Raw genomic sequence first — 12,248 nt, 5'->3', positions numbered from 1 at the left:
TGTAAATAGTGGAGGAAGTACGATGAAGAGAGAATTTGCAGTAATCGGATTAGGCCGGTTCGGCGGCAGTATCTGTATGGAATTGAGTCGGGAAGGCTTCAATGTACTCGCGATAGATATGGAAGAAGATAAAGTAAATGAATTCCGCAATATAGCATCGCATGCAGTAATTGCTGATACGACAGATGAGCAGGTTCTGAAAGAATTGGGAATTCGTAATATTGAACACGTAATCGTCGCAATCGGAGAAAACATTCAAGCGAGTATCCTAACGACAATCATGCTAAAAGAGCTAGGTATTAAAAAAATTACAGTAAAAGCACAAAACGATTATCATGAAAAAGTGTTAAACAAAATAGGTGCTGACCATGTTGTTCACCCAGAACGAGATATGGGGAAGCGGCTTGCGCATAAAATTATCAGCAACAATATCCTCGATTACTTGGAGCTGAGTGACGAACATAGTATTGTAGAGGTGCAAGCTGGTAAGAAAATGGCTGGAAGATCTCTTATTGAGCTTGACATCCGGGCCGCTTACGGCTGTAACGTTGTTGCAATTAAACAGGGAAATGAAATTAACGTCAGCCCTTCACCGGATGCAGAGCTTAGTGCGGATGACGTACTAATTGTGATCGGTGCCGACCGCGATATTGGCCGTTTTGAACGCTCCCTGGCAGAAGATTAAAAACAGACTCCAAACAGTTTTACCTGTTTGGGGTTTTTTTGTGTCTAAAAAAGGTTACATATAAAAGGAGACAAAAAATTGAAACGGGAGATGGTTAGATGTTTGAAAGAAGAACTGGAGCAGTCCTTGCTGATCAGTTGGTTGACTGGGGTGTAGACCATGTTTATGGCATTCCCGGTGATTCTGTCAATGAATTTATTAGTGACTTACATAGAAAGGAAGAGGACTTGAAATTTATCCAAGTCCGCCATGAAGAGGCAGGAGCACTCGCGGCAGCTGCTTATGCGAAGTTAACTGGTAAACTTGGTGTCTGTCTGTCAATTGCAGGACCTGGAGCGGTACACTTAATGAACGGGTTGTATGATGCACGAGAAGATAAGGCGCCGGTCCTTGCGATTGTTGGGCAAGTGAAAAGCCATGAACTAGGCACAGGAGCTTTCCAGGAAGTTAAGCTCGAGCAAATGTTCGAAGATGTAGCGGTCTTCAATGAAAGAGCAGAATCTTTTGAACAGCTGCCTGATTTAATGAATCAAGCAATTCGCAAAGCCTATGCTAACTCTGGCGTGAGTGTACTGGTTGTTCCTGATGATTTGTTCGCACAGAAACATCCGGAGAATTCTGGCAAAACCTCTGCCAACTATGCGAAACCACGTATTTCACCTTCGAAGCAGGATTTGCAGGAAGCAATCAAACTGATTAATAATGCCAAAAAACCGGTTATTCTTGCAGGTAGAGGGACGAAGCATGCACGTGCTGAATTGATTACGTTCGCTGAACATATTAAGTCACCAATCATACTAAGCTTGCTGGCAAAAGGTGTCATTCCAGACATGCATAGCTACAATTTAGGGCAAAATGGCCAAATAGGTACCACACCATCTTATGAGGCAATCCAGGAGGCGGATTTACTGCTGCTCGCAGGAACCACTTTCCCATATCGTGCTTTCTTGCCTGATAATGTTCCAGCCATACAAATTGATATTGAACCAAGTACAATTGGCAGCATTTATCCAATTCAAGTTGGATTGCCAGGAGATACAAAGGAAGTGCTGGCGGAATTAACAGCAACAACAGAAGAAAAACAGGAAACAGCCTTTATTGAGAAATATCAAGACAAAATGAAAGAGTGGCATACACAGCTGCAAAAGCAAAAGAAAAGAGAAGAATCCCCGATTCAGCCGCCGCAAATTATGTATGCGTTAGAAAAAAACATGGACAAAGATGCAGTTATTTCCTCTGATGTGGGTAATGTAACGGTCTGGACGACGCGATACTTACCGTTAACCCAACAGGAATTTGTCGTTTCCGGGCGATTAGCTACTATGGGATGCGGCTTACCGGGAGCAATTGCAGCAAAAATGGCATACCCTGACAAGCAGGCGATTGCAATATGCGGAGATGGCGGTTTCAGCATGAACATGCAGGATTTTGTTACGGCGGTGAAATACGACTTGCCGGTTAAAGTGATCGTACTAAACAACAGCCAGCTTGGATTAATAAAATTTGAACAAGCAACGATTGGTTCGGCGAACTACGGTATTGATATGGGTGAGATGAATTTTGCTAAGTTTGGTGAATCTTGTGGGGGAGAAGGCTATCGTGTAGAAAAATTTGAGGACTTGGAAACTAGTTTAAAACAAGCCTTTCTTTCTGATAAACCGGCTGTCATTGATGTCGTGATTGAGGATTTAGCTCCGCTGCCAGGGAAAATTTCTTACCAGCAAGCTGTTAAATACACGGAATATCTGATTAAAGAATTTTTCTCCACCGGCAAAATAGAATTGCCGAATATGAAAGAGTCAGTAAAACGTCTTTTAAAATAAGAAAAAAGCCTGAGCTCGTAAGCTCAGGCTTTTTTGTGCTTTACACTTCCATGATGATTGGAAGTACCATTGGGCGTCGTTTTGTTTTCTCAAACAAGAACGGTGCAATTGTATCTGTGATTTCATTTTTAATTTCAGACCATTGTGTCGTTTTTCTTTCCATCACTTTATTTAGATGGGCAGAGACGATTTTTTGTGCTTCGTTAATCAGATCTTCTGATTCACGCATGTATACGAAACCGCGAGAAATAATGTCAGGCCCAGATGCAATGCGGAATTCTTTCATGTTGATGCTGACAACAACAATGACAAGACCTTCTTCAGAAAGGATACGGCGATCACGTAAAACGATATTTCCGATATCACCGATACCGCTTCCGTCTACATAGATAGAACCAGAAGGAATCTTACCTGCAATTGCTGCACTGTCTTTACCTAAGGCCAAGACGTCTCCGTTATCCATGATAAAGGAATTGGCTTCGTCAATGCCGCAAAGCTTACCAAGCTTCATATGCTCGACAAGCATCCGGTACTCCCCGTGAATCGGCATGAAGTATTTCGGATTCATCAAACGAAGCATTAGCTTCTGTTCTTCTTGGCTGCCGTGACCCGAAGTATGAATCTCATTCAATGGACCATGAATGACATCTGCTCCAGCACGATACAGCATGTTAATTATACGGCTTACACTAATTGTGTTACCTGGAATTGGTGAAGAAGAGAAGACGACTGTATCACCAGGCTGTATTTGGATCTGACGGTGTGTGCCGTTGGCAATCCGAGATAGGGCAGCCATCGGTTCACCTTGGGAACCAGTACAAAGGATAACAACTTCATTCGCAGGCAAGCGGTTAATTTGATGAGATTCAATAAACGTGTCTTTCGGTGCGTTAATGAATCCAAGCTCGATACCTAAGTTAATATTTGTTTCCATGCTTCTGCCAAAGATAGCAACTTTACGGCCTGTTTTTACTGCCGACTCGATTACTTGCTGCAATCGGTGGATATTAGAAGCAAAGGTAGCAAAAATTAAGCGTCCGTCTACTCTTCTGAAAATATCGTTGATGCTTTCGCCAACAACACGCTCAGACATTGTGAAGCCAGGGACCTCACTGTTCGTAGAATCGGATAGTAAGCAAAGTACGCCTTCTTTGCCTATTTCAGCCATTTTCGCAATATCAGCAGGCTGTCCGACTGGTGTGAAATCAAATTTGAAGTCACCGGTGTGCACGACGTTGCCAGGAGGGGTCTTGACTACTACACCGAATGATTCCGGAATACTATGTGTTGTGCGGAAGAAGCTGACGGAAGTTTTTCTGAACTTGATCACATCATCTTCGCCGTAAATGTTAAGTTTTGCATTACGCAATAAGCCGTGTTCATCCAACTTATTCTTGATCATTCCCATCGCAAGTTTACCTGCATAAATAGGGATATTCACTTCTTTTAGAAGGTAAGGAACACCGCCGATGTGGTCTTCGTGACCATGCGTAATGAACAAGCCTTTTACTTTATCTTGATTTTGAATGATATAAGTGAAATCAGGGATTACGTAATCAATACCAAGGAGCTCGTCCTCAGGAAATTTAATTCCGGCATCAATAATAATAATTTCATCTTGGAATTGGACACCATACATGTTTTTGCCAATTTCACCTAGTCCGCCGATGGCAAAAACAGCTGTTTGGTCATTTTTTACGAATTTCATTTCGCTTGCTCCAATTTGTAGTGCTCGGATTGTTGCTCATATGCAAGATGTTCCTTATCGAGCGGCTGGATGAACTCGATGTTAATGTTGCGATCTGCTAGAGTTTTACGTACTTGTCTTACACTCTCCGCTTCCATGTACAAGCTTTTTGTGTCTTCTCGTACTGGAATTTCGGATGGGTTTTCTTGATAAAATACTTTAAATACCATATTTATCTCTCCTATTCTTATGGTTGACAATTGCTTTATGTCCATATCGAACGGAGCAAGTCTGTACACAACCGAATTGCTGACGTAATGCTATTCAGTTAGATCTTGTCCGCACGTTGTAGGCACTCGTCGTTTTTGGCCAAATAAATCTTTCCACCGTTTCTTTAACTTTTCCTTCAAACGCTTGAGCACACGAAGCAACTCCTTTCGTTTCGCAGAAAAGCAAGAAAAAACGTTTACCCGTCCAATCCCTCTTACCTACAGTATAGTATGAAAACGCTAAGATGAAAACAAAAACACTATAGAGTTTCAAAAAAACTGCCTGTAAAAGGAAGGAATGGTTGTTTTCTCTTGGGATTCATGTAAAGATATTTTTCGACGAACCTGCATAACTTATACTCGATTATAAGAAGTAGAGAGGAAAGATGCAAGGGCAGGGGGAACGAGGAGGAGGATATAGTATGGAAAAAAAGATTGTATTCTTAGATATTGATGGCACAATTTTAAATTCGCAAGGTAAAATTCCGCAAGCGACAAAGGAAGCAGTTCAGGCACTGAAAGACAACGGCCATTACGTCGCAATCGCTACAGGGCGGGCTCCGTTCATGTTTGAGGATATCCGCCAAGAACTTGATATTACGTCTTTTGTTAGTTATAACGGGCAATATGTCGTCTTCGAAGGGGAAGTTATCCATCAGAATCCGATTGCAAGAGAACATCTGCTGCATTTATATAATGAAGCATCTGAAAAAGAGCTCGCTATGGTCTTTATGGGCGAATCCATTATGAAGGCATCCGAAACGGATAATGGATTTATAAGAGAGAGTTTAGCTTCTCTTGGATTTACATACCCGGAAATTGATAAGGATTATTTTCACCATGAGCCAATTTATCAAGCACTTTTATTTTGTGAAGAGAAGGAAGAAGAAACATTTGCTTCCCATCATGACCATGTACGCTTTATCCGTTGGCATCCTCTATCCTGTGATGTACTTCCTAGAGATGGATCCAAAAAGGTCGGCCTTATGAAATTATTAGATGCTGCCCAACTATCAGTTAATGCAGCCTATGCATGCGGAGATGGCCTGAATGACTTAGAGATGATTGCTTATGCAGGGACAGGAATTGTAATGGGCAATGCTGTACCCGAACTTAAAGAGCTTGCTGATATTCAGACAGCCCATGTAGATGAAGATGGATTAGCACTTGGTCTGAAGCAAGCTGGATTGATATAAATAAAATGCGCACTCAGCGGAGTGCGCATTTCTTATAGTTCAATCGGTTTTGAATTTTCCGGCTGCGCAAAAGGATCTTCTTGGTTAATTCGGTCATAAAACATCGTGCCGTTCAAATGATCAATTTCATGCTGGAAGACAACGGCAGCATAACCTTTTAACCGAAGTTTAACTTCTTTTCCTTCCAATGTTACTGCTTTAACAGTGATACGGGAATGACGAGGTACGTATCCAGGTATCTCGCGATCAACTGAAAGACAGCCTTCTCCGCTCATCAGATACGTATTTTCTACAGAGTGGCTGACGATCTTCGGATTGAACAAACCATATTCATAAAGGGTGCCGTTCGGATCTTCAAAATAAATAGCAATCATTCTTTTTGAAATGCCGATTTGCGGCGCTGCCAAACCTACACCAGGACGTAAACCATATTTTTCGGCTGTTTCATCATCTTGACTGTTCTTCAAGTATTCAAGCATTTCCGTCAACGTTTGTTTATCTTCTTCCGTAGCAGGAATCTCTACTTCCTCCGCTACTTGCTCGAGAATGGGATTCCCCTCCCGGATAATATCATCCATTGTAATCATGTTGATCACTCCTTGCGCTGTTACTTTTCAATTTTATAGTCTATCACAAGTATGCATGTATGACACCAGAATCAAACTGGAAATTGAATTATCGAATTTCTTTCACCATTTTCTTATTTGGTATACAATGGGTGGGACTACATAGAAGCTGTGGGAAACATGGCAGAGGAGGATACGTTTTGCGCAAGTTAGGACTAAGCATACTCCTGATAGGGAGTGCTGTGGGACTCACTGCATGTAACAATGCATCGCCGGAGGAACAGGTTTATAATCACCTGGAAGAGACGGTTTCGCTTGAATCAGGATACGTCGACCAGCAAGAGCCCCTGACGAAGTTAGAAAAACGGGAACAGGACTTATACAATGAAATCCTGCAGTTGGGAGAAGACGAGCTGGATCAGATCAAAAGCAAAGCAAAAGAAGCGATTGATGTGATCGGGCAGCGCAGAGATGCGCTGGAAAAGGAACAGGAGAGTTTAGAGAAGGCACAAGCAGAATTCGAGGAAATTGAATCCGTTATCCCTGATTTAGAGAATGAGGAAGCGAAACAGAAGGCGGAATCACTCTACGATACAATGGAAGCTCGATATAATGCTTATGAAAAACTTCACAGTGCGTATACAACTGCACTCGATCAAGACGAGAAACTATATGAGATGTTCCAGAAAGAAGACATTTCACAGGACGAACTAACTGCTCAAATTGAAGAGATTAACGCAAGTTACGAAAACATCAAGACGGCCAATGATGGATTTAATAAGCAGACAGAAGCATTTAACGAACAAAAACAGCAGTTTTATGAAGCTGCAGGATTAGACGTAGAGACGAAGTAAACAGTGAAACCCTTTTCTCAAAAAAGAAAAGGGTTTTTTAATTACTGATACAGTATTAAAATTATGTGTAGTACAGTTCAAAAACAGGAGAAGTGCGAAGATTCTATTAATAACGTTTTCATAAATTTTTATTAATATCAAATCTAAGTTATTGACCTTTTCCGGCAAAATAAGCTAAACTATAACAGGACATGAATTGTATCACTATTTGTTAACATGATTAATGTAACAGTTTTGTGTACTTCTGTTTTATCCGGTTATACGGGGGGACGAGATGGGTACAGTAAACTATTGTGGTACTTCCCGTGTTTTTGGAAAGGCTATTACAGTAAAATATAGTTCTAGGAAGGATAGGTGACTAGCTTTGAAACGTACGCTAGAAGGAATCGAAGATCAATTTGAAATGTTTCAAATTCTTAACGAAGATGGCGAAGTCGTAAACGAAGAAGCTTTACCGGATTTGTCAGATGAAGAATTGAAGGAATTAATGCACAGAATGGTGTATACGCGCATCCTTGATCAGCGCTCCATTGCATTGAATAGACAAGGTAGACTTGGGTTCTACGCGCCGACAGCAGGTCAGGAGGCGTCCCAGCTTGGTACCCAGTTTGCTTTGGAAAAAGAAGACTTTATCTTGCCTGGATACCGTGATGTACCACAGCTAATTTGGCATGGTCTTCCACTTTACCAAGCATTCCTATTCTCTCGCGGACACTTCCACGGAAACCAATTCCCTGAAGGTGTAAACGCACTCAGCCCAGCAATTATCATCGGTGCTCAAATCACGCAAGCAGCTGGTGTGGCACTTGGTATGAAACGCCGCGGCAAGAAAGCTGTTGCAATTACTTACACTGGTGATGGCGGTACGTCACAAGGTGACTTCTATGAAGGTATGAACTTTGCAGGAGCATTTGAAGCACCAGCAATCTTCGTTGTGCAGAATAACCAATTCGCTATCTCTGTACCACGTGAAAAACAAACAAAAGCTAAAACACTTGCTCAAAAAGCAGTTGCTGTAGGTATCAATGGTATCCAAGTGGATGGTATGGACGTACTTGCAGTATACGCAGCTACTAAAGATGCTCGTGAGCGCGCGATCAACGGCGAAGGCCCAACATTGATCGAAACTCTTACTTACCGTTACGGCCCGCATACAATGGCTGGTGACGATCCAACTCGCTACCGTACAGAAGATATGGATTCCGAGTGGGAAAAACAAGATCCATTGGTTCGTTTCCGTAAGTATTTGGAAGCAAAAGGCCTATGGTCCGAAGAAGAAGAAAACAAAGTAATCGATCAGGCGAAAGAAGAAATTAAAGCCGCGATTAAACAAGCAGATGCGCATCCTAAGATGAAAGTATCCGACTTGATCAACAATATGTACGAAGTACTTCCTTCTAACCTTAAAGAACAATTGGAAGTGTACAAAGAAAAGGAGTCGAAGTAAGTCATGGCACAAATGACAATGATCCAAGCAATCACTGATGCTCTACGTACAGAACTGAAGAATGACGAAAACGTTATGATCTTCGGGGAAGACGTTGGTAAAAACGGCGGTGTATTCCGTGCGACTGAAGGTTTGCAAGCTGAGTTCGGCGAAGAACGTGTATTCGATACACCACTTGCTGAGTCTGCAATCGGCGGTATGGCTGTAGGTCTTGCAGTTGAAGGCTTCCGTCCAGTTCCGGAAATCCAATTCTTTGGTTTCGTATACGAAGTAATGGACGCAATCAGCGGACAATTGGCTCGTTTGCGTTATCGTTCTGGCGGCACGCAAAGTGCTCCAGTAACAATCCGCGCTCCTTTCGGCGGCGGTGTGCACACTCCTGAATTGCATGCGGATTCTCTAGAAGGCCTTATGGCGCAACAGCCTGGTCTGAAAGTAGTTATCCCATCCAATCCATACGATGCAAAAGGTCTTTTGATCTCCGCGATTCGTGATAACGATCCGGTTGTCTACCTTGAGCACATGAAACTTTACCGTTCATTCCGTGAAGAGGTACCTGAAGAAGAGTACACTGTAGAAATCGGTAAAGCAGCTGTTAAACGTGAAGGTACTGACGTAACGCTTATCGCTTATGGTGCTATGGTACAAGCTTCCATGAAAGCTGCTGAAGAGCTTGAGAAAAACAACGTATCTGCTGAAGTAATTGACTTGCGTACAGTAAGCCCAATTGATCTTGATACAGTTCTAGCTTCTGTTAAGAAAACAGGCCGTGTAGTAGTCGTTCAAGAAGCACAGCGCCAAGCTGGTGTTGCAGCTCACTTGATTTCTGAAATTCAAGAACGCGCTATCCTGCATCTTGATGCTCCAGTAATGCGAGTTACTGCACCGGATACTGTATTTGCTTTCTCACAAGCAGAAGAAGTATGGCTTCCAAACCATAGCGACATTGTTGAAAAAGCGAACGAAGTAATCAATTTCTAAAAGCAGAATCAGGAGGTAATTATTTTGGCTTTCGAATTTAAAATGCCGGATATCGGTGAAGGTATTCACGAAGGTGAAATCGTAAAATGGTTCGTCAAAGAAGGCGACACTGTAGCAGAGGACGACGTACTTTGCGAAGTTCAAAACGATAAAGCAGTAGTAGAAATTCCATCTCCTTACGATGGTACTGTTTCTAAAATCTCTGTTGGTGAAGGTGAAGTAGCTATTGTTGGTGATACACTTATCACTTTCGACGGAGAAGGCGGCGACGCTGAAGGCGGAAATGCTCCGGCTCCAGCTGAGCAAGAACAGACTTCCATCCAAGCAAATGGAACTGAATCTAACGAAACAGTTAAAGAAATTAAAGAAGAAGGCCCTAAAGCAGAAGCTCCATCAGGAGACCTAGTTATTGCAATGCCTTCTGTACGTAAATATGCTCGTGAGCAAGGCGTTGACATCAAGCAAGTATCTGGCTCTGGTAAAGGCGGCCGTGTACTAGCTGAAGATATCGACAGCTTCAAAAATGGCGGTGCTGCGAAAGCTGCTCCACAAACAGATGCTGCTGAACCAGCTGCTGAAGAAAAAGCTACTGCTTCTGCTCCTGTTGTTTCTGGCGACGAGTTCCCAGAATCCAGAGAGAAAATGAGCGGTATCCGTCGTGCGATTGCAAAAGCGATGGTAACTTCTAAAACAACAGCTCCTCACGTTACATTGATGGATGAAGTTGATGTTACTGAGCTTGTTGCACATCGTAAGAAATTCAAAGCAGTTGCTGCTGAAAAAGAAATCAAGCTTACGTATCTTCCATACGTTGCCAAAGCGCTTGTTTCTGTATTGAAAAACTTCCCGATCTTGAACTCTTCCATCGATGATGCGACAGACGAGATCGTTACAAAACATTACTACAACATCGGTATCGCAGCAGACACTGAAAAAGGTCTTCTAGTACCAGTTGTTAAAGATGCAGATCGTAAATCCGTGTTTACTATTTCCCAGGAAATCAACGAGCTTGCAGTTAAAGCACGTGACGGTAAACTAGGACCGAACGAAATGAAAGGTGCTTCCAGCACTATCTCTAACATCGGTTCTGCAGGTGGTCAGTGGTTCACTCCGGTAATCAACTACCCTGAAGCAGCAATCCTTGGTGTTGGACGTATCGCTGAAAAAGCAATCGTTAAAGATGGTGAAATCGTTGCAGCTCCAGTGCTTGCGCTTTCTCTAAGCTTTGACCACAGAATCGTTGACGGTGCAACTGCTCAAACAGCAATGAACCACTTGAAACGTCTATTAGCAGATCCACAACTAATCATGATGGAGGGATAAGGAATGGTAGTAGGAGACTTCCCAATCGAATTAGATACTCTTGTTGTAGGTGCGGGACCTGGCGGCTATGTAGCTGCCATCCGCGCTGCACAAGAAGGTCAAAAAGTAACAGTAGTAGAGAAAGGCAACCTTGGCGGTGTTTGCTTAAACGTTGGTTGTATTCCTTCTAAAGCATTGATCCAAGCTGGTCACAAAGTAGAATATGCACATGGTGATGCTGATCTTGGTATTTCTACTGAAGGAGCAAAAGTAGACTTCTCTAAAGTACAAGACTGGAAAGCTAGCGTTGTAAACAAGCTTACTTCTGGTGTTGGCGGTCTATTGAAAGGAAACAAAGTAGATGTAGTATCAGGTGAAGTTTACTTCGTTGACAAAAATACAGTAAAAGTAATGGATGAGAAGAACTCTCAAACTTACACATTTAACAACTGTATTATTGCAACAGGTTCTACTCCGATCGAGTTACCAACATTCAAGTACACTGATCGTGTACTAGATTCAACTGGTGCACTTAATCTTAAAGAAATTCCTAAGAAACTTGTCGTTATCGGCGGTGGTTACGTAGGAATCGAGCTTGGTACTGCTTATGCTAACTTCGGTACTGAAGTTACAGTTCTTGAAGGAATGAAAGATATCCTTAGCGGTTTCGAGAAACAAATGACATCACTTGTTTCCCGCGGACTGAAGAAAAAAGGCGTTAACATTGTTACAGAGGCTATGGCAAAAGGCGTTGAAGAGTCTGCTGATGGCGTTAAAGTAACATATGAAGCAAACGGTAAAGAAGAAACAATTGATGCTGATTATGTACTTGTAACTGTAGGTCGTCGTCCGAACACTTCTGAACTTGGTTTAGAAGAAGTAGGCATTAAGATGACTGACCGCGGCTTGATCGAAATCGACGAACAGTGCCGTACAAATGTTGAAAATATCTATGCAATCGGTGATATCGTAGAAGGACCGCCACTTGCTCACAAAGCTTCTTACGAAGGTAAGATTGCTGCGGAAGCAATCAGCGGCAAACCATCTGCTATCGATTATAATGGTATTCCAATGGTAGTATTCTCTGAGCCAGAACTTGCGTCTGTAGGTCATACAGAGAAGTCTGCTAAAGATGCTGGCTACAAAGTAAAAGCATCTAAATTCCCATTTGCTGCTAACGGTCGTGCACTATCTCTTAACGACAGTGACGGTTTCATGAAACTTGTTACTCGTGAAGAAGACGGTGTTGTCCTAGGCGCGCAAATCGCTGGTCCTAATGCTAGTGATATGATCGCTGAACTTGGCCTAGCTGTTGAGTCTGGTATTACTGCTGAAGATATCGCACTTACAATCCATGCTCACCCATCTCTTGGTGAGATCACAATGGAAGCGGCTGAAGTTGCAATCGGCACACCAATCCATATCGTAAAATAATGGA

11 protein-coding genes are annotated in these 12,248 nt (G+C 42.5%); 8 read left to right on the top strand and 3 right to left on the bottom strand.

Going from position 1 to position 12,248, the window contains the following annotated elements:
* Positions 1-22: 22 nt before the first annotated feature.
* Positions 23-685, top strand: a complete 663-nt coding sequence (locus B1K52_RS15625; RefSeq protein WP_077309869.1) for a potassium channel family protein — start codon at positions 23-25, stop codon at positions 683-685.
* 98 nt (positions 686-783) lie between these two features.
* On the top strand, positions 784-2,508 hold the full coding sequence (locus B1K52_RS15620; RefSeq protein WP_077309867.1) for a pyruvate oxidase: 1,725 nt from the start codon (positions 784-786) through the stop codon (positions 2,506-2,508).
* Positions 2,509-2,548: 40 nt separating this feature from the next.
* On the opposite strand, the gene rnjA is transcribed toward B1K52_RS15620, so the two are convergent.
* Both rnjA and B1K52_RS15610 read right to left on the bottom strand, forming a co-directional pair.
* On the bottom strand, positions 2,549-4,216 hold the full coding sequence (rnjA, locus tag B1K52_RS15615; protein ID WP_077309865.1) for a ribonuclease J1: 1,668 nt from the start codon (positions 4,214-4,216) through the stop codon (positions 2,549-2,551).
* Positions 4,213-4,425: a DNA-dependent RNA polymerase subunit epsilon gene (locus B1K52_RS15610; protein WP_077309863.1), complete on the bottom strand. Its 213-nt coding sequence runs from the start codon at positions 4,423-4,425 to the stop codon at positions 4,213-4,215. Before B1K52_RS15610 ends, rnjA begins: the two co-directional genes overlap by 4 nt.
* A 461-nt stretch (positions 4,426-4,886) precedes the next feature.
* On the opposite strand from B1K52_RS15610, the gene B1K52_RS15605 reads away from it, so the two are divergent.
* On the top strand, positions 4,887-5,660 hold the full coding sequence (locus B1K52_RS15605) for a Cof-type HAD-IIB family hydrolase (RefSeq protein ID WP_077309861.1): 774 nt from the start codon (positions 4,887-4,889) through the stop codon (positions 5,658-5,660).
* 32 nt (positions 5,661-5,692) lie between these two features.
* On the opposite strand, the gene def is transcribed toward B1K52_RS15605, so the two are convergent.
* Positions 5,693-6,247: a peptide deformylase gene (gene def / locus B1K52_RS15600; protein ID WP_077309859.1), complete on the bottom strand. Its 555-nt coding sequence runs from the start codon at positions 6,245-6,247 to the stop codon at positions 5,693-5,695.
* A 179-nt stretch (positions 6,248-6,426) separates the two neighbouring features.
* On the opposite strand from def, the gene B1K52_RS15595 reads away from it, so the two are divergent.
* The 5 genes from B1K52_RS15595 (at position 6,427) to lpdA (ending at position 12,244) form a co-directional block, all read left to right on the top strand.
* Positions 6,427-7,080 (top strand): YkyA family protein, encoded by a 654-nt coding sequence (locus B1K52_RS15595; RefSeq protein WP_179106577.1) that lies wholly within the window; start codon positions 6,427-6,429, stop codon positions 7,078-7,080.
* Positions 7,081-7,483: 403 nt separating this feature from the next.
* A complete protein-coding gene (gene pdhA / locus B1K52_RS15590; protein WP_179106613.1) occupies positions 7,484-8,527 on the top strand; it encodes a pyruvate dehydrogenase (acetyl-transferring) E1 component subunit alpha in 1,044 nt (347 codons plus the stop codon).
* A gap of 3 nt (positions 8,528-8,530) precedes the next feature.
* Complete coding sequence (locus tag B1K52_RS15585; protein WP_077309853.1) at positions 8,531-9,508, top strand: alpha-ketoacid dehydrogenase subunit beta; 978 nt, start codon at positions 8,531-8,533, stop codon at positions 9,506-9,508.
* A 24-nt stretch (positions 9,509-9,532) separates the two neighbouring features.
* Positions 9,533-10,831 (top strand): dihydrolipoamide acetyltransferase family protein, encoded by a 1,299-nt coding sequence (locus B1K52_RS15580; protein ID WP_077309851.1) that lies wholly within the window; start codon positions 9,533-9,535, stop codon positions 10,829-10,831.
* A gap of 3 nt (positions 10,832-10,834) precedes the next feature.
* The gene (gene lpdA / locus B1K52_RS15575) at positions 10,835-12,244 is read left to right on the top strand and encodes a dihydrolipoyl dehydrogenase (RefSeq protein WP_077309849.1); all 1,410 of its coding nucleotides are present in this window, start codon (positions 10,835-10,837) and stop codon (positions 12,242-12,244) included.
* The last annotated feature ends 4 nt before the right edge of the window (positions 12,245-12,248 follow it).

The sequence above is a fragment of the Terribacillus halophilus genome, assembly GCF_900162685.1.
Taxonomy (GTDB): domain Bacteria; phylum Bacillota; class Bacilli; order Bacillales; family Amphibacillaceae; genus Terribacillus; species Terribacillus halophilus_A.
Note: the sequence above shows the minus strand (reverse complement) of the source record. Positions and strands in the feature narration are given on the sequence as shown.